The following is an 18903-nucleotide window of genomic DNA, read 5'->3' on the forward strand; positions in this document are numbered from 1 at the left end:
GCATTCTTTAGTAGTTTGAGGCTAAATCATTATATTACATTCGGAATAAAAAATAAATGCAGGAAAGTGCATTTTTCCTGCATTTATTCAAACTATTTCGTTTATTTGTATCCAGTGTGGGAGAATTGCGTTTAATATATGTCTATATTATCAGAAACCAACGCAAGTTCCCTTTAATGTAGCGCCTTTGATGTTGTTCTTACCGTTTTTGGATGTGCAATCCTGAATGATTGCTGTTCCGAAGGTGACCTTCTTGCCAAGAGCTGAAGGAGTTCCTTCCTTAGGCCAGTTGTAGTTGTATTTCTTGTTGCCGTCTGCAAGGCAGTTCTTCATGGTTACAACACCGTTCTGGTTGTTTCTGTCGAATCCGCTGGCATAGTTGCCGATTGCCTGACATCCCTCAAGATAGTGGTTAAGAGGATCAAGGTGAGCTGCAACGCCTGATGTCTTGTTGTCTACACCACCCATTTTGAATCCGTTGCCATCACCGTAAATACCATTGCAATAGCCGTTGTAGTTAGCCTTGCAGTTCTTAAGTGTAACTGCACCGTGAGCTGCATAGCAGTCCCATCCGTCATCACTGTTGTATTCGGCTACACAGTTCTCGAAGTAGTTGCCTACACCTGAATGAAGCTTAACAGCAAATCCGTCTGCGTTCTCACCCTTAGGATCTGCGTTGTGGTGTGAATGGCAGCTGTAGAACTTGTTGTTGGCACCGCCGTTACTTACCTGGAAGCCTGCATCCTTGTTGTAGCAGCAGGTTACATTTGTAAGAGTGTTGTTGCTGCCATCGATGAAAATACCGTTGTCAGCTGCATTCTTAACTGTGAAGTTCTCGAGCTTACTGCCGCTTCCGGAGATTGTGATTCCTCTTCCTGAATTGCCGCTTGTAGAAGAGAAGTCGATGGTTGCATTGTTCTTACCTGAAATATGTACTCCGCTCTTAAGCTTAACAGCGCCGCTCTTTACAGTACCATCGATAATAATGGTTGTTCCTGCTGAAGCCTTGCTGATTGCTGACTCAAGAGTTGTTCCACCATTTTTAACTGTGATGGTGTTGCCGGAAGGTGTTGTTGAACCTGATCCGGAACCACTTCCTGAACCACTGCCTGAACCTGAGCCACTGCCTGAGCCTGAGCCGCCGCTTGAACCTGAACCGCTTGAACCCTGATTGCAGGCTTCAAATTTGAACTGCTGACAGGCTTTTCCGGTGTATTTCATTGTGATAACATTGGCACCGTCTGAAGAAGATGAGCCGTTAACATCAACAGCCTGCTTGTTATTGCTGCATTTTGTCTGAAGTGCTACCACACCGCTGGAGATTTTTTTAACCTTAAAGGTCTGTGAATCTCTGCCGTTGGCAACCCAGATCTGAATATTTGTGCCATTGTCAGCCTTACCACCGTTAACATCCAGCATGCGGCCCCCCTTAAGACCACTTCTGATGGTGATATAGTTGCTGCCTAAATTGGTTACGTACCATTTCTGAGCATCGCCTCCGATGCCTTTCCACTGCTGGACATTTGTGCCGTTGGAATCGTTTCCCCCTGCTACATCAAGATATTTCTGACTGCCGATATCTTTGATGTAATACCATCCATCTGCAATGATGTTCGATCCCGCCTCAGCGGTTTTCCCCGGTGTAGCCACATTAGCTGCGGCTATTACCACAGATGCTGTCAGTATGGCTACGAATAACTTTTTTACATACTTACGAAACATTTTTCAATACCTCCTAATTGTCACTTGCATTTAGTCTCCCAAACCAAAACACGATAGAATCATAGCATAGGGAGATACAGAATGAAAGCGCTTTCATAGCTTAAAAACGTAGAAAATAGCGGGGGGATTTTTGGTGAAAATGTCAAATAACTCAGAACGTTGACGGAGAAGTGTATAGTAAATTCTTAAAATTCAATAAATACTGATGGATATACACTGTATGTTGATAGTAGATAAACTTAAAAAGGTTTATAATATTAACATCAGATCATTATCATAGGAGAGAATATGCTGCCTGAAATGGATATGATTGATGAACTGAACACCAACGCAGGACTGGATTCCTTTGATGACATGGCATATCAGAAGGAACTGGAACTATGTAAGAAGGTGGGGGCTGATGTTGAAAAACTTAAGGCCCTTAAGTTTAATGCGCTCCAATTGTCTGAGATCAGAAAAGGAATTACTCAGAAGGTTGACGTAACTAAGTATTTTAATCCCCAAATTCCCTGGACAGCAATGGAGGAGATGCGTCTTGAGATGCACCAGAAGGTTGATATGTCTGAGTACCGCAAGCAGGGCTTTGATACTCAGCAGCTGTCCCAGATAAGGCAGGGAATTCTTGATGAAGTCGATGTTTCCACCTATGCCAAAAAAGAATACTTCGCCGATCAGATGAAGCAGATAAGGCTCGGCCTTAGTAAGACTGAGGGAGTTCCTGTCATCTTTTATCTTGACCCGGCTTTTAACTCTCAGCAGATGAGAGAGATAAGAAAGGCGCTGCAGGCAGGAATAGACATTTCTGGTTTTGCAAGAGTTGAGATGCCTTATCTTAAGATGCGTGCCATAAGAAAGGCAGCTGAGGACGGCCTTAATTTTGACCAGGCTACCATAGACAGGTACAATGCCAGCATCCTGAATCAGATGCATCAGGCATTTGTTGAAAATATTGATATTTCTTCATATATCCAGCAGGGATTTGATGAGGAACAGCTGGAACAGGTGAGAATATCGCTTAAGGAGATCCTTCCCATTGATCGTTTCATCACTTCCGATATGCGCGGTGATGCCATAAGAGAGATACGCTTTGGCCTTGAGGCGGGAATTCAAGTGGCCAAATATGCAGATCCGGCCTATGGCTGGCAGCAAATGAAGGAAATGAGACTGGGGCTTGAGCATCAGATAGATATCACTCCATACTGTAATCCATATTATCATGCGGATCAGATGTTTGAGATACGAATGGGCATCGAGGAAGGCCTGGATATCAGCAAGTATTCCAGCCTTATGTACACCGCAAGAGATATGTACCGCATCAGACAAAAACTTCTTGATGAAGGTGCATACCTTAATGCCCAGGCAAAAGCAGCAGGCGAAAAGGGCGAAGGCGAACAGATCTTTACCAAGCTTGAAGGCAGGACTGTTGATGATCGTATGGCTGAAGATATGCTTGTCAGAAGAGATGAGATCATATCCGTGGAGTCCAACAATATGATCTGTTATATGACATTGCCTCTAAGACGAGACGGTGCCGCATATACAGAGAAGGCAGTTCTTGGCTTTTTGACCAAGGCAAAAGTTGCCTTTGGAATTGATTACAACGCCATTGCGGATGTAGTTAAAAACAAGAAGATAGGCCATAAGTTCGTTGCGGCGGTTGGAAAGCAGCCTGTCAACGGAGAGGACGGCTATTATGAATATTTCTTTGATACTTCTGAGATGGCGGAGCCTACTATCTTAAAAGATGGTACCGCAGACCTGTCCAATATTGAGATGCTGAGACAGATCAAAGTGGGTGATAAGGTTGCCCGGTATCATAAGGCAACAAAGGGAGAAGAAGGCTACGACGTTTTTGGAAAAGAGCTTGTGGCCAAACCGGGAAAAGAGATCCCCATCCTTAAGGGGACCGGCTTTATGATTCTTAATGACAGAGTGACCTATGTGGCAACACTAAGCGGTTCCATCAGGATGGAAGATGGCGAGGTTCATATTCAGAAACTCATAGTCCTTCCTGAAGTCAACATAACTGACAAGAAGATTAAATATGATGGAACCGTTTATGTGACCGGCAATGTTAATTCCGGAAGTGAGATAGAAGCCACCGGCGATGTGCTTGTGGGAGGTCATATGGAGTCCTCGGATATCATAAGCGGAGGAAACGTCATTATAATAGGAGGCTGCACCTGCCCGCTTCGAGGTGGCGTCGATGCAAAGGGCAATGTTTCTGCCAAGTATTTTGAGGGCGCCACTGTCAAAGGAAGAAATATCACCGCCAACTTTTTTATCAACTGTGAGATCTTCGCATCGGGACTTCTTAAGACATACGGAAGAGCCGGTATCATATATGGCGGTACAGCCAATGCTCTGTACGGTATGGAAGTAGCACATCTCGGAAACAAGAGCGGTGCCAAGACAATAGTCAACATTGGTGTAAATAATCAGATCCTCACCCGGTACAATGCAATTACCAAGGAGCTTAGCAGGGAAGAGGATGAGCTCAGTGCTCTGGATTCGGAGAGGATCAGAATTCAGGAAGTGGGGGCTGGTGATAAGCGGATAATGCAGTGGAAGATCAAGATCAACGCCGCATACAGTGCCAAGGAACTCAAAATCAAAGAACTGAAGGAAAAGAAAGCAGCTCTGGAAGATGAGATTGGCAAAGGCCGAGGCGCAAGGGTTCTTGTAACAGAGGTTGTATATGCCGGAACCTATTTCATCATAGCCGGAATCAGGCTTAAGATCGAAGAGGACAGAAAGGCCTATGGCAAGCTTACCTTCAAGGCCGACATAGAAAATGAATCCATTGTAGCAATATAAGAATAATTCGGGCAGGCAAAAAATATTGCCTGCCCATTCTTTATGTAAACAATCATGCATATATTTGTGTTATAATATATAGTATAAAACTATGGGGGAGTCATATACATGGAAAAAAAACAGGGGAATGCAGGTGGCAGCGTCATGCTGAAAATCTGCGCATTTATTGTTGATAAAAGGAATCTGTTCTTTCTTATTTATGCTATTTTGTGCATTTTCTCCGTAATATCACGGGGCTGGGTATCCGTCGAGAATGACCTGGCTTATTATCTTCCCTCCGACAGTGAAACCAGGCAGGGGCTTGACCTTATGCAGGAGCAGTTCACAACCTACGGAACCGTCAAGGTTATGGTGGCCAATATATCCTATGATCAGGCGCTTATGATAAAAGAGGATATAGAGGCAATGGACGGAGTTTTTTCCTGTGAAGCCGATGACAGCAGTGATCATTATGCTAACGGTTCCGCTCTTTTTAATATTACCTTTGATTATGATGAAAAGGATGAACAATGCCTGGTGTGCCTTGAGCAGGTACGGGCATACTTTGATAAGTATGATTCCTATGAGTCCACTACACTTGGAGATATACAGTCAGAACTTATAGGCAAGGAGATGGATGTTATCTCTGTTATTGTTGTAGTGATAGTCATTGCGGTACTACTTCTTACATCGCAGGCCTATGCTGAGGTTCCGATTCTTCTGTTGACCTTTGGCTCTGCGGCTCTTGTGCAGATGGGAACCAATTTCCTTCTGGGGACCATTTCCTTTGTATCGAATTCGGTTACTATAGTTCTTCAGCTGGCACTGTCTGTGGACTACGCTGTTATTCTCCTTAACAGATACAAGGAAGAGAGGGCCAAGATGGAAGCCCGTGAAGCGGCTATTGTGTCTTTGTCCAAGGCAATCCCGGAGATTTCGGGGAGTTCCCTCACCACTATGGGCGGTCTTATAGCCATGCTCTTTATGCAGTTTGGAATCGGCAAGGATCTTGGTATTGTTCTGATCAAGGCCATAATCTTGAGTCTTTTGTCGGTATTTTTACTGATGCCCGGCATTATCATGCTCTTTTCAGGTCTTATGGAAAAAACCAAGCACAAAAATTTTATCCCCCAGATTCCTTTTGTGGGAAAATTCGCCTATGCGTCAAGATATATAATCGCCCCCGCTTTTGTGGTCATTATCATTGCCGCCCAGAGAATATCCAACGGGACTCCCTATGTATTTGGCTACAGCAGGATAACCCCTCCTATTATCAATGAAGTGCAGAAGGCAGAAAATCTCCAGAAGGAAAATTTTGCCTCCGATAACATGCTGGCACTTGTATTTCCTTCAGGTGATTATGAAAAAGAAAAAAGGCTTATTGAAGAGCTTGAAAACAACCAGCATGTAAGCAAGGTCACCGGTCTTGCAAATGCGCAGGCTCTGGGCGGGTATACACTTACTGACAGGTTATCGCCAAGGCAGTTTTCTGAGCTTCTTGATGTTGATTATGAAGTGGCGGAGCTTGTATATGCTGCATATGCGGTGAATGATTCCGATTATGCCAAGGTCGTGAATGGACTTGCCAATTACAAAGTTCCGCTTATCGATATGTTCTTGTTCATATATCAGGAGGTAAGTGAAGGGTATGTAACTCTTGATGATTCTCTCATGGACAAACTGGAAGACGCCAACAGAATGATGAATTTTGCCAAAGCGCAGCTTCAGGGTGAGGACTACTCCAGAATACTTGTTTACTCTACACTTCCTCAGGAATCGGATGAGACCTTTGCCTTCATTGAAGAATTGCATGATATCACCGAAAAGTATTACGACAAGGATAAGATATACGTCGTTGGTGAATCAGTCAGTCAGCTGGATCTTAAAAAATGTTTTTCCAGAGATAATATGGTCACAGGTGTGATATCCATACTTGCCGTTCTTGTGGTACTTCTTTTTACATTTAAGTCTGCGGGAATGCCTGTACTTCTTATCGCAGTTATTCAGGGATGTATCTGGATCAATTTCTCATTCCCTGCATTGCAGCACGACAACCTGTTTTTCCTTGGATATCTGATCGTAAGCTCCATACAGATGGGTGCCAATATCGATTACGCCATTGTTATTGCCGGCAGGTATACAGAGCTTAGAAGCACAAGAGGCAAGAGAGAGGCAATCATTGAAACCATGAATTTGTCCTTCCCGACCATCATCACATCAGGAACTATGCTTGCCGTAGCAGGAACGCTTATAGGTAGCATGACCTCAGACTGTGCTATATACGGCATCGGAAAGTGTCTGGGAAGAGGAACCATCATATCGATTATTGTAACTATGTTCGTCCTTCCGCAGATACTTCTTGTGGGTGATAAGGTGATCGAGCTTACTGCATTTGTAATGAACATGCCTATTCAGACAAGGCAATTGTCCGGTGTTATGAGGATAGACGGCTTCGTACGCGGCAGAATAGAAGGAACTGTAAACGGTGTGGTCCATGCAACGGTAAAGGGTAATGTCAGCGCATTCATTGATAACGGTGATGTTGAACAACTGGAGGATTCGGAGCAGAATGTAGATCAGATTACTATGACCGGAGAGGAGGGAGTGTGATATGAAAAAGAGATTATTGGCAGCCCTCCTTGTTACGTTTCTTTTCACTTCATCGGTTCTTGTCTCTTTTGCTGATGATAAAAACGACGCAGAAACGAACGCACCTGAATTAACGTATACGACAGGCACACAGGAGAGAGCTGAAGAAAATGCTGTGGATGTGGATGAGGACATTCGGCAGCAGATTAATGATACCATCCCCGGAGAGATGGAGGAGATAAGTATAAGTTCGGCAGATGAACTTATGGAACTTGCAAGAAGCTGCAGTCTTGATACCTGGTCTGTCAATAAAAAAGTAATCCTCACCAAGGATATTTCGCTTCTTGGCAAGGATTTTGACGGCATACCTTCCTTTGGCGGAATATTCGACGGACAGGGGCATACCGTGTCTGAAGTAAACATAGACAGAGGACTTTCCTACGCAGGATTTTTTGTTTATGTGCAGAAAACAGCGCTTATCCAAAATCTTAAGATCACAGGTATTGTTCAACCGGAAGGAAATTCTACAATAGTCGGAGGTATTGCAGGGGATAACTGTGGCAGATTAAATGCCTGCTCCTTCAAGGGGATTGTCAGAGGAAATGACTATATTGGAGGTATTGCGGGAATCAATGAGTTAAGCGGTACAATTTCCTCAGGTATTTCGGAAGGCTTCATAAGCGGAAAGCATTTCATTGGAGGAATAACCGGAGAAAACTACGGTAACCTGTCAAACTGCAGAAATGAAGCGTTGGTCAATACCACCAACACCGATACGGAGATCACCATAGATTCACTCGAAGGACTTAACAAGGTCCTTAATTTCGCCAAGGACGGGTTTAAACAGGACAAGGAGGAAGCCAAGGGGGATGTGACCGTATCTGATATTGGAGGTATTGCGGGACTCAGCATCGGTATTATCTCACATTGTATTAACAACGCAGATGTCGGTTATGATCATGTTGGTTACAATATAGGCGGAATTGCCGGAAGGCAGTCTGGATATGTCATCAGATGTTCCAACAACGGAACCGTTAAGGGACGTAAGGACGTGGGAGGAATTGTAGGTCAGGCAGAACCTTATCTTACTGTTGACCTTAGCTCTGATGTTGCCTATCAGCTTGAACAGGCAGTGTCCAAGCTTCATGACAGCGTGACGGTAACTCTTAATGATGCCAAGAATGAATCAAACATCGTATCAAACAGACTTGCCGTTATTCAGAGGTTTACAGCGGGAGCTGTGAGCGATACAAGGTATCTGGCTGATGGCGCGATAGATTTTGCAAATGGTGTCGCAAGCGGAGCTACAGAGGCTTTTTCCAGAATTGATTATATACTTGAGGAGAGTTCCCAAAACGGAGGCCCCATTGACAACATAGATTCAGGCGTTGGAAATATCAAGTCTACAGCTGAAGATGTGAAGGATGCTGTTGGACACCTTGATATTGAAGAATACATCAAAGACGAGGATGAACTCAAACAGTATAGGGAGGCCAAGCTTGTACTGGAAAGCGCTAAGGCCCAGTACAAGGCACTGTATAACCAATCCGAAAGGACATATTATAACCTTGCTATCAGGGATAACAGATTGGAAAAAGAGTCCACATCAGACCTTGTATATGTAGATTCTTCCGGAAATGCGGCGACGGATTATTCAGCCTGGGGAGAGGGAAATATCGGAAGTGGTCTTAATGCAGATGCCCCGGGAAGTTGGCAGCACAAGGAAGGTGTGACTTTTCCAATAAAAGATAACGATGACGACAGCGAACTGGATGCGCTTGCCACTGCGATAGCTGCGTCAAATTGCGATGAGTATGCCAGGGCCAATTATGTCAATCCCGTTACCGGAACAAAAGGAACCTATACCGATGATGTTGCATCCAAGACTTCCACTATTCTTGGTATATACGAAAAGCACCTTCCGGAAATGGGCAAGTCGGTAAGATCTGATGCTCAGGAGGCGATGAATCACCTTGAGGATGCTTCGGATAATTTCAGAACAGCGGGAAGCCAGACCAAGAATATTATCGGAAATATTGCAGCTAAAGACAGCATTACTTTTCCGCAGTTTTCATCCGAGTACAAGGCTCATACGGCCAGCCTTGCAGATAATATGCAGGGCATGAACGATAACTTCGGCATTCTTAACCAGGAGGTTAACAATGCCGGCGGAGTATTGATAGATGATCTTCTGGATATCAGTGATCAGTTTAACAATATTCTTGAATTGTATACCGACGCGATCGATGGTGTACTTGAAAAGGATTATACCAATCTGATAACTGATGCATCCTATGAGGCAGCAGCCAATACTACAGATGCTACAATAGATTCCTGTTTCAATTACGGTGAATGTAAAGGCGATCTGGATACCTCGGGAATCGCAGGTACCATGGCAATTGAATATGATTTTGACAGAGAAAGTGACCTGACAGGAAATAAAGATAACCTGCTTAACAGTTCCTATATTACCAGATGTGTTCTTCGCGATAACAGGAACTATGGCGATATTATTGCGCTTAAGAATTATTCAGGAGGTATATGCGGACTGCAGGAGATGGGAACGATACTTAACTGCGGAAGTTATGCGAAGGTTATATCTACATCCGGTAACTATGTAGGTGGCGTCGCCGGTTCATCAATAGCACATATTGTCAGATCCTATGCTAAAGGAGAACTGGACGGCAATACTTACGTTGGAGGAATTGCCGGAAACGGCAAACATATTAAGGAATGCCTGGCAATTGTTACTGTCGGAGAAGCCACAGACTGGTACGGTGCAGTAGCAGGTCATATCGAAGAATCCGGTGAGGTGAGGGATAACTATTTTGTCAGTGATGATCTTTCAGGTATAGACAGGGTGAGCTATGCGCTCAAGGCTGAACCTGTTAGCTATGACAGCGTATCTCAGAATAAGGTATTCAAAGAGCTGGAGGAAGAGACGGAAGAAAAGGAAAGTGAGATAAAGGAAGCCGGTACCGGGGAGGCAAGTGACACGGAGCCGATGATTCAATATCGGGAATTACCTTATGAATTCAGTAATCTCACAGTAAACTTTATTCTTGAGGACGATGATCTCGACAGTGGTAAGGAAAAGATAGGCCAGATCAGTAAAAAATATGGAGATTCCATTAATGAAGATGAATATCCTGCGGTAGATGAAAAGGATGGTTTCTATATCGAATGGGATAGAGATCGGGTTGAGCGGATAACCTGCGACACCACAATTACTGCACATTATAAGAGATTCAGAACCACTCTTGCAGAAAAGAGTGAGGATGATGATTTCCATCAGTCTGAGCTTTTGGTGGACGGAGCCTTCAGAGAAGAGGATGAACTGGAAGTTGAGAGAACTCTGAATTATAAGGCTGGAGACACCGCCGAAGATGTTCAATATAATTTTGAAACTCTAAAGGTAAAGATACCTACGGATGGCAACAATATTCATATGATCAGATTCAGGCTGAATAATGCATTGGGAGAGTTGACCAGGCGCTTGCCCGGAATCTTCGGGGAACAACATCTTTTGTATCTGGTCAACGGAGATGAGAGAATTCCTATTGAAAAGACCGGTACCATGGGAGGATATTATACCTACGAAATTGAGGGTAATGAATTTGTGTTGTCCGTTGGTGTCCCCAATACAAACAGGGTATACTACCTGACAATTGCCATTATCATCGGTGTGCTCCTTTTGATATTGGTAATTATCATAGTTGTCATCGTCAATATCCACAGGCACGGTAGAAAGCTTCCGGGGGCTCTTAAGGAACTTAAGAGTAACGTATCGGAGAAAATCGAGAGCAAGGAACAGCTATTCTATGACGATTCCCAGGATGATCTGTTCAGGAAAGAGCTCAAGGAGTATAAAGAAATGCTTGAGAAGGATGGCTTGAATAAGGAGCACAGCGATGAAGCTTCTGAGAGCGCGCAAGAAATAAAAGAAGAAAAAACCGAGCATAGTAAAAACGATAAAAGCAAACGTAAGAAAAAGAGCAAGAAGTAAGCAGTACCAAGCATGATTTAAGGGCTGAATGAGGCAAGTTTTCATTGCACATTCAGCCTTTGTTTTTTATAATAAAAAGGTAGATTTTTTGGGGGATTAAAGGTATGAATATTAAGGAAGTTTTGAAGGAACTGCTACTTGAAGACAAGACCCTTATTCACATGCCCTTTGGCAACGGTAACTGTGATTTTAACAAGTCCGTTGTACTGTCATGGGTGTTTATTTTAGTTGTCTTCATATTGATTCTGATTTTTACCCATAATATGAAAGTGCATAATATCTCCAAGCGACAGGCAGCTGTTGAGGGCTTTGTTATCTGGATTCGAGGCCTTGCGGTCGGTATGCTGGGTGAAGAGGGCAAGGACTACGCCACCTACATAGTATCGGTGCTGGTGTTCCTGGCCTGCTCCAATGTGATGGGACTGTTCGGTGTTGTACCGCCGACTATGGATCTTAACGTCACAATTGCTCTGGCGCTTGTGAGTATTGTAATGGTTGAGGCCGCCGGAATCAGGAGCAAGGGCGTCAAGGGATGGGCCAAGGCTTTTGCACAGCCAATGGCTGTCATAGCACCTATGAATGTGCTGGAGCTGGCTATCAGACCGTTGTCTCTGTGTATGCGACTTTTCGGTAATATCTTGGGAGCCACGGTTATTATGGAGCTTCTTAAGCATATACTTCCTGTGGGACTTCCCGTTCCTTTCAGTTTGTATTTTGATATCTTTGATGGCCTTATCCAGGCATATGTATTTGTATTCCTGACATCATTGTATATAAAAGAAGCAGTTGAATAATTTTGAATAAAGTGTAGAAAGGGGATATGAAAAATGAGTTTAACAGCGATCGGAGCAGCAATTGCTGCATTCACAGGTTTGGGAGCAGGTCTTGGTATCGGTATAGCAACTGCCAAGGCAACTGATGCTGTTGCAAGACAGCCCGAAGCAGACGGCAAGATCATGAAGCTGCTTCTTCTTGGTTGTGCTCTTGCAGAGGCTACAGCTATTTATGGTTTCGTAGTAGCTATCATGATCATTCTGTTTCTTGGATGATAAAACTATTAGACAAAGGGGAAAGCCGTGTTAAGCGTTAATCTTTGGAATGTATTATGGACAGTAATCAATTTACTCATACTTTATTTTCTGATCAAGAAGTTCCTCTTCAAAAGAGTCGATGAGGTTCTTGAGAAGAGACAGCTTGAGATCGAAGAGGCCTCCAAGGAAGCGGATATGATGATCGAGGAAGCCAAGAAGACCAAGGCTGAGTATCTTCAGAGAATCGAGCTTGCCGATGAGGAGAAGGAACAGATCCTTGCTGATATCAAGAAGCAGGGCTATGACGAGTATGAGCGTATAGTTAATGATGCCAGGAGGAAGGGCGAGCAGATTGTTACCGAGGCTAAGCACAATGCAGAAGTAGAGAACGAGAGAGTCAAGGAAGTATATGCAGCTCAGCTGGCAGATATGGTTGTGGAAGCAGCATCCAAGATCGCTGCAACCAAGCATAGCACCGAGAACGACAGAGAACTCTATGACAAATTTATAAGTGAAGCAGGGGCTAAAAATGAGTAAGAATCTTAAGGCAACACTGAGATATGCTGCCACTGCTCCCAGCCCTGAACAGGTTGAGAAGATCAAGTCTGTTCTCAGCGGCAAATTTGATGTGGACAGTAGTGACATCGAGCTGGAGTTTCAGGAAGATTCTTCCATCGGTGGCGGCTTTATTGTTTCATGCGGTAATTACGAATATGACTGGAGCGATGCCGGAAGAGCCAAGCAGCTTCGCTCAGAACTGATAAATGTCCGCCGTAGCAGCGGAGATTCAGACCCGGCCAGAATCATGTCCTTGTTCAGGAGCAAGGTTGATGATTTTGATCTTTCAGTGGGCGACAGAGAAGTGGGCTTCGTTGAATGGGTCGGTGACGGAATCGCCAATATTACGGGAATAGAGCATGCTTTTTACGGTGAGATCATCGAATTTGAAGATGGCACCAGAGGTATGGCTCAGGATATTAGAGAGGACCATATCGGCTGTATCCTTTTTGGTAATGATACAGGCATCAGACAGGGCACCAGAGCTGTCAGAACCTACAAGGAAGCAGGTATCCCCGTGGGTGAGGCTTTTATCGGAAGAGTGGTTGATGCCCTTGGCACACCTCTTGACGGCCTTGGAGATATCAAGGAGTCCGGCTACAGCGCTGTTGAGAAGAAGGCTCCGGGAATCATAGAGAGACAGTCTGTTAATGAGCCTTTGCAGACAGGTATCCTTTCCATAGATACCATGTTCCCTATCGGAAGAGGACAGAGAGAGCTTATTATTGGCGACAGACAGACCGGTAAGACCTCTATAGCACTGGATACCATCATTAACCAGAAAGGCAAGGAGGTTATCTGTATTTATGTTGCCATTGGACAGAAGGCTTCTACAGTAGCCAAGATTATTCAGACACTGAAGAAAACAGGGGCAATGGATTATACGATAATTGTCAGCTCAACTGCAGCAGACACTGCACCTCTTCAGTATATTGCGCCTTATTCGGGAACAGCCATGGCAGAGTATTTCATGAGTCAGGGCAAGGCTGTTCTGATAGTATATGACGATCTTTCCAAGCATGCGGTTGCCTATAGAGCAATTTCGCTTCTTTTGGAGAGACCTCCGGGGAGAGAAGCTTATCCGGGAGATGTATTCTATCTGCACTCAAGACTTCTTGAGAGGTCCAGCAAGCTCTCATCTGAACTTGGAGGCGGTTCCATCACGGCCCTTCCTATAATTGAGACTCAGGCGGGAGATGTATCTTCCTACATCCCCACTAATGTAATCTCTATTACAGATGGACAGATTTTCCTTGAGAGTGATCTGTTCTTTGAAGGTATGAGACCTGCGGTTAACGTAGGATTATCCGTATCCCGAGTTGGAAGTGCAGCTCAGACCAAGGCAATGAAGAAGGCTGCCGGCAGCATCAGAGTTGATCTTGCTCAGTACAGGGAAATGGCTGTGTTTACACAGTTTAGTTCAGATCTTGATGAGACCACCAAGAATCAGCTTAGACACGGCAATGTTCTTATGGAGCTTTTGAAACAGCCGTTGGAGCATCCGCTTGCGATGCATGAGCAGGTCATCATTCTTGTGGCAGTAGGTTCCGGAAGACTTGACAGTGTGCCGGTTCCTAAGGTCAGAGATCTTAAGGACAGACTTCTTAACTTCTTCAACACAGAGCACGGCGATATTTGCAGTGAGCTTGAGAAGAGCGGACAGATGTCTGACCAGCTTAAGAGACGTATTCTTGAAGCTGTTGATATGTTTATGGAAGATGAGACAGAGTAATGGCAACTATCAAGGAAATAAGGGATCGTATTAATTCAGTTAACGATACCCGTAAAATTACAAATGCGATGTACCTTATATCCTCAACAAAGCTCCGGAAGGCTAGAAGGATGCTCACTGATACGGAACCCTTCTTTTTCGCGACCATAGCCATGATCAAGAGGGTGGTAAGCAATCTTCCCGATGGGGTTGATAATATTTTTCTGGAGACAAGGCTTGATATTCCGGAGAAGGACAGGAGAAAGGGCTACATCATCTTTACAGACGACAAGGGTCTGGCGGGAGCATACAATCACAATGTATTAAACCTTGCCGAAGAGCATATCAGGAACGACGGAGATAATTGGAAACTCTTCGTCATCGGAGAGGTGGGCCGTTTTCACTTTATTTCAAGAGATATGCCCATAGAGGAATCCTTTATGTTTACCTCTCAGAATCCTACTCTTCACAGGGCCAGGAAGATTGCTGCTGAGATATTGGATTACTATTATTCAAGAAAAATAGATGAATTCTATGTCATCTATACAACCGTTCATGGAACGGTATGTGAGACCAGATATGAGAAGCTTCTTCCTCTTGATATCATCACGGATATCAGAAAACAGCCCCTTGCACCGGGCGCGATTCTTGATGAATTCCTGATGGAACCAAGCCCTTCAGCTATTTTGGATAATATTGTTCCCAACTATGTAACGGGATTTATTTACGGAGCGCTGGTTGAGTCTTTCTGCAGCGTCCAGAGTTCACGAATGATGGCTATGGACGCAGCCAACAAGAACGCAGATAAGATGATATCCGGCCTGCAGAGGACCTACAACAGACAGAGACAGGCTATGATAACCCAGGAGATTACTGAGGTTGTCAGTGGCGCCAAGGCGCTTAAACGTGCCAAGGTGCAGAAGGCTGTGAAGAATGATCAGATCCTGCGGGAAGGCGACGCAAAATACATTGATGAAACGAGGGCACATATTTGAAAAACGGAAAAATCATTCAGGTCATGGGACCTGTAGTAGACGTAAAATTTGATGACAGTGATCTTCCATACATAAGTGATGCCCTGGAAGTGTATGTTCAGGGCAACAAGCGTGTTATGGAGGTGTCCCAGCATATAGGAAGTGATGTGGTTCGCTGCATCATGTTGTCTCCCAGTGAGGGACTTTCCAAGGATATGGAAGTCATTGCTACAGGTGGTTCGATAACTGTTCCTGTAGGCGAAGAAGTACTGGGAAGACTTTTTAACGTACTTGGAGAGACTATTGATTCCAAGGGTGAATGCAAGACTCAGGAGAAGTGGACTATTCACAGAGAGCCTCCGAGGCTGGTTGACCAGAGCCCTGTAGTTGAGGTTCTGGAGACCGGAATCAAAGTTATCGATCTTCTTGCTCCCTATGCAAAGGGCGGTAAGATAGGACTTTTTGGCGGCGCAGGCGTAGGTAAGACGGTACTTATTCAGGAGCTTATTCAGAATATTGCCACAGAGCACGGCGGATATTCTATTTTTACCGGAGTAGGTGAGCGTTCAAGAGAGGGTAACGATCTGTGGTCAGAGATGACAGAGTCAGGAGTTATCAGCAAGACTGCTCTTGTTTTCGGTCAGATGAACGAGCCACCCGGGGCACGTATGAGAGTTGCCGAGACCGGACTTACCATGGCTGAGTATTTCAGAGATGTTAAGCATCAGGACGTTCTTTTGTTTATTGACAATATTTTCAGATTTGTTCAGGCAGGATCTGAGGTTTCTGCTCTTCTTGGAAGAATGCCTTCCGCCGTTGGTTATCAGCCTACACTGGCAACAGATCTTGGTATGCTTCAGGAGAGGATCACCTCTACAAGATTTGGTTCTGTAACTTCCGTACAGGCTGTATACGTTCCTGCGGACGACCTTACGGACCCTGCGCCTGCTACGACTTTTGCTCATCTTGATGCAACCACTGTTTTATCAAGAAAGATTGTTGAACAGGGTATTTACCCGGCGGTTGACCCTCTTGAGTCCTCCAGCCGTATCCTTGAAGCAGATATCGTAGGCAAAGAGCATTACGAGACAGCCACCAAGGTTCAGGAGATTCTTCAGAAATACAAGGAGCTTCAGGATATCATCGCAATCCTTGGTATGGAAGAACTCTCTGACGAGGATAAGCTTACAGTTCACAGAGCAAGAAAGATACAGAGATTTTTATCACAGCCCTTCCATGTGGCAGAGCAGTTCACGGGACTTAAGGGCAAATATGTTCCTCTTTCCGAGACCATCAAGGGCTTCAGGGCCATTATTGCAGGAGAGATGGACAGGTATCCCGAGTCGGCATTCTTCAACGTTGGAACCATTGATGACGTTATTGAGAAAGCCAAACAGATCGAGGCGTAATCTATGAGTGATGTTAAGGCCCCAACCTTCGGGCTTAAGGTTATATCGGTTAACGGAATATTCTTTGATGATGAAGCTGAGGAGATCATCGTTCCCTGTGAGGACGGAGAACTCGCGGTTCTTGCCAATCACGAGGAGATGATCCTTGCCATCAGCGATGGAGTCATCAAGATCAAGAAAAAGGGCGGCGAGTGGATCTATGGTGTAGTGAGCCTTGGATCACTTCAGTGCACCACGGATAACAAATGTACTATTATCGTCAACACCGTGGAGAAGCCTGAAGATATTGATAAGAGAAGAGCTCAGGAGGCCTACGAGTTTGCCATGGAGCATCTTCAGCAGAAGCAGTCCATCAAGGAATTCAAGAAGTCCCAGGCAGGTCTTGCAAGAGCTCTGACCAGACTTAAGGCTGCGTCGAAGTATTCAGATTGATTTGAGGAGTAAGGTGAATAAATTGTTGTTTAATTCAGTGAAGAGATATTCGGTACTGGTTGTAACAGTACTTCTTATGTGCATGCTGTTTGGCTGCGGCAAGAAAGATTCCAAAGAACTTACCGCATACAAAGAGGACATGACCACATTCTATAACAAGCTTTCCTATTATAATTCGGAGATTAATACCATTGATCCGGAGGCTGAGGATGCACCTGCTCAGCTTCTTTTAATTATGGATCAGATGAACGAGGCATATAAGATCATGGCTGCCACAGATGTTCCTGAGGAATTTGATTCAATTTCCGAGATCTCCAAAGAGGCTGCAGAGTATATGCAGAGTGCCAATGAATATTATCATCTTGCCTATGACGGCGAGTTCAGCGAGGAGAATGAGGACCTGGCAAGACAGTATTATGAAAGAGCCAACAGTCGTGTGCAGGTAATGCTGCAGGTTCTTCACGGCGAGATCCCGGAGGGCGACAATGTTATCGTTACCACTCAGGAGGCAGGGCAGTTCTCAACAATCGGAGATGATTAAGCTATAGAATGAATCAGAATAAGTTTTTGTATACTATGAAATTAATAGCATGCCTTGCGGTAATTACGATCCATGTAAGGTTTCCCGATCCTTTCGGACAGTATGTTATGGCTATTGCGAGATTTGCAGTGCCCTTTTTCTTTGCTGTGTCCGGAAGGTATCTTTTATCCGGAGCCTATACAGCAGGAGAGGTAAGAAGCAGAGCTTTTCGTTCACTTAAGAAGACGCTGATAGTTACAGCGATTGTTTATGCTGTATATCAGTTATATTCTGTTTTCTACCATGTCCTTGTAGGAGCTAAGCTGGCAGAGGTTTACGCTGAGAGATATAATCTAGCTTCACTAAAACGCTTCCTTTCTTTTAATTCAGGAACAGTGCTCTATGATGATAGCTATGTTTTTGATCATATGTGGTATCTGTTCGCATTCATTTATGTACTGGTGTTTATCGCATTAGCGGCGCCTGTTATCAGGAAGTGTTACAAGCCGGTTATTGCGGTACTACTTCTGGGACTTCATTTATTTACGTGGATACAGGATTTCAGGATTGTGAGAGTCTTTGGAATCAGCCTTACAACCTGGTATGTTCTTCGCAGCTGGCTTTTTACAGGTATTCCCTATGTCCTTCTGGGAGTGCTGTGGGGAGATATTGTAGACCGACTCAGGAAGGACAAGAGCGAAGATGACTATAAGAGGATAGTTGATCTGTGGAAGATTCCGGGTATATGCTTTTTGTCCACAGGAATTTTGGGCAGCTGTTTTGAGACTTTTATTATCGGAAATAAGGATATCTATTTCGGATCGTTTTTTATTGTCATGGGAATACTTCTTTTGTCGGAAGCTCTTTCCGAAAAGGGTGGATTCTTATGCGAGATGGGAAGAGATGCATCTTCCAATATTTATTATTTTCATGTATTGATTCTGGCAATACTTAACCTTGGGACGGACCGGGGAGTGTTTCCTACTGTTCCGGGCATCGTTAAGCCGCTGGTACTGATGATATTGTCCATAATAATCTTCTATGGACTTCCCAAATTATATCGTAGCGTAATTAATGTGAAAAAAGGTTAATTATACAGTCTGTAAATTAATCTTTTTTTCTTATATATTAGAATGCAGTATGTTTTGCAGAGGA

13 protein-coding genes are annotated in these 18903 nt (G+C 44.3%); 12 read left to right on the forward strand and 1 reads right to left on the reverse strand.

What is annotated here, in order from left to right:
- Positions 1–150 precede the first annotated feature (150 nt).
- Positions 151–1722, reverse strand: coding sequence for an RICIN domain-containing protein (locus tag NXH67_RS10440; RefSeq protein WP_272797344.1), 1572 nt, complete (start codon positions 1720–1722; stop codon positions 151–153).
- A 288-nt stretch (positions 1723–2010) separates the two neighbouring features.
- Here NXH67_RS10440 and NXH67_RS10445 point away from each other — a divergent pair, with 288 nt between their 5' ends.
- The 12 genes from NXH67_RS10445 (at position 2011) to NXH67_RS10500 (ending at position 18839) form a co-directional block, all read left to right on the forward strand.
- The gene (locus tag NXH67_RS10445) at positions 2011–4539 is read left to right on the forward strand and encodes a DUF342 domain-containing protein (protein ID WP_272797345.1); all 2529 of its coding nucleotides are present in this window, start codon (positions 2011–2013) and stop codon (positions 4537–4539) included.
- A gap of 108 nt (positions 4540–4647) precedes the next feature.
- Entirely contained in the window at positions 4648–7128 is a 2481-nt protein-coding gene (locus NXH67_RS10450; protein WP_272797346.1) for an efflux RND transporter permease subunit, read from the forward strand.
- Between the two features lies 1 nt (position 7129).
- A complete protein-coding gene (locus NXH67_RS10455; RefSeq protein ID WP_272797347.1) occupies positions 7130–11113 on the forward strand; it encodes a hypothetical protein in 3984 nt (1327 codons plus the stop codon).
- Between the two features lie 104 nt (positions 11114–11217).
- The gene (locus tag NXH67_RS10460; protein ID WP_272797348.1) at positions 11218–11907 is read left to right on the forward strand and encodes a F0F1 ATP synthase subunit A; all 690 of its coding nucleotides are present in this window, start codon (positions 11218–11220) and stop codon (positions 11905–11907) included.
- 33 nt (positions 11908–11940) lie between these two features.
- Entirely contained in the window at positions 11941–12162 is a 222-nt protein-coding gene (gene atpE / locus NXH67_RS10465; RefSeq protein ID WP_022776764.1) for an ATP synthase F0 subunit C, read from the forward strand.
- Between the two features lie 27 nt (positions 12163–12189).
- Positions 12190–12681: an ATP synthase F0 subunit B gene (locus NXH67_RS10470; protein ID WP_026668481.1), complete on the forward strand. Its 492-nt coding sequence runs from the start codon at positions 12190–12192 to the stop codon at positions 12679–12681.
- On the forward strand, positions 12674–14434 hold the full coding sequence (gene atpA / locus NXH67_RS10475) for a F0F1 ATP synthase subunit alpha (protein WP_272797349.1): 1761 nt from the start codon (positions 12674–12676) through the stop codon (positions 14432–14434). Before NXH67_RS10470 ends, atpA begins: the two co-directional genes overlap by 8 nt.
- Positions 14434–15408, forward strand: coding sequence for an ATP synthase F1 subunit gamma (gene atpG / locus NXH67_RS10480; protein ID WP_272797350.1), 975 nt, complete (start codon positions 14434–14436; stop codon positions 15406–15408). The genes atpA and atpG overlap by 1 nt, the downstream gene beginning before the upstream one ends.
- A complete protein-coding gene (gene atpD, locus NXH67_RS10485; protein WP_022776762.1) occupies positions 15405–16796 on the forward strand; it encodes a F0F1 ATP synthase subunit beta in 1392 nt (463 codons plus the stop codon). The genes atpG and atpD overlap by 4 nt, the downstream gene beginning before the upstream one ends.
- A 3-nt stretch (positions 16797–16799) precedes the next feature.
- Positions 16800–17228, forward strand: coding sequence for an ATP synthase F1 subunit epsilon (gene atpC, locus NXH67_RS10490; protein ID WP_022776761.1), 429 nt, complete (start codon positions 16800–16802; stop codon positions 17226–17228).
- A gap of 13 nt (positions 17229–17241) precedes the next feature.
- Positions 17242–17769 carry a hypothetical protein gene (locus tag NXH67_RS10495; protein WP_272797351.1) on the forward strand — a complete coding sequence of 176 codons (528 nt, stop codon included), beginning with the start codon at positions 17242–17244 and terminating at the stop codon, positions 17767–17769.
- Between the two features lie 35 nt (positions 17770–17804).
- Positions 17805–18839, forward strand: coding sequence for an acyltransferase family protein (locus NXH67_RS10500; protein WP_272797352.1), 1035 nt, complete (start codon positions 17805–17807; stop codon positions 18837–18839).
- Positions 18840–18903 lie beyond the last annotated feature (64 nt).

The organism is Butyrivibrio sp. DSM 10294 (assembly GCF_028539135.1).
Classification (GTDB): Bacteria; Bacillota; Clostridia; order Lachnospirales; family Lachnospiraceae; genus Butyrivibrio.

What these genes read in the sequence shown, in the direction of transcription:
- NXH67_RS10440 (WP_272797344.1), bottom strand. Translation starts at nt 1,722, where the DNA reads ATGTTTCGTAAGTATGTAAAAAAGTTATTCGTAGCCATACTGACAGCA.
- NXH67_RS10445 (WP_272797345.1), top strand. Translation starts at nt 2,011, where the DNA reads ATGCTGCCTGAAATGGATATGATTGATGAACTGAACACCAACGCAGGA.
- NXH67_RS10450 (WP_272797346.1), top strand. Translation starts at nt 4,648, where the DNA reads ATGGAAAAAAAACAGGGGAATGCAGGTGGCAGCGTCATGCTGAAAATC.
- NXH67_RS10455 (WP_272797347.1), top strand. Translation starts at nt 7,130, where the DNA reads ATGAAAAAGAGATTATTGGCAGCCCTCCTTGTTACGTTTCTTTTCACT.
- NXH67_RS10460 (WP_272797348.1), top strand. Translation starts at nt 11,218, where the DNA reads ATGAATATTAAGGAAGTTTTGAAGGAACTGCTACTTGAAGACAAGACC.
- atpE (WP_022776764.1), top strand. Translation starts at nt 11,941, where the DNA reads ATGAGTTTAACAGCGATCGGAGCAGCAATTGCTGCATTCACAGGTTTG.
- atpA (WP_272797349.1), top strand. Translation starts at nt 12,674, where the DNA reads ATGAGTAAGAATCTTAAGGCAACACTGAGATATGCTGCCACTGCTCCC.
- atpG (WP_272797350.1), top strand. Translation starts at nt 14,434, where the DNA reads ATGGCAACTATCAAGGAAATAAGGGATCGTATTAATTCAGTTAACGAT.
- atpC (WP_022776761.1), top strand. Translation starts at nt 16,800, where the DNA reads ATGAGTGATGTTAAGGCCCCAACCTTCGGGCTTAAGGTTATATCGGTT.
- NXH67_RS10500 (WP_272797352.1), top strand. Translation starts at nt 17,805, where the DNA reads ATGAAATTAATAGCATGCCTTGCGGTAATTACGATCCATGTAAGGTTT.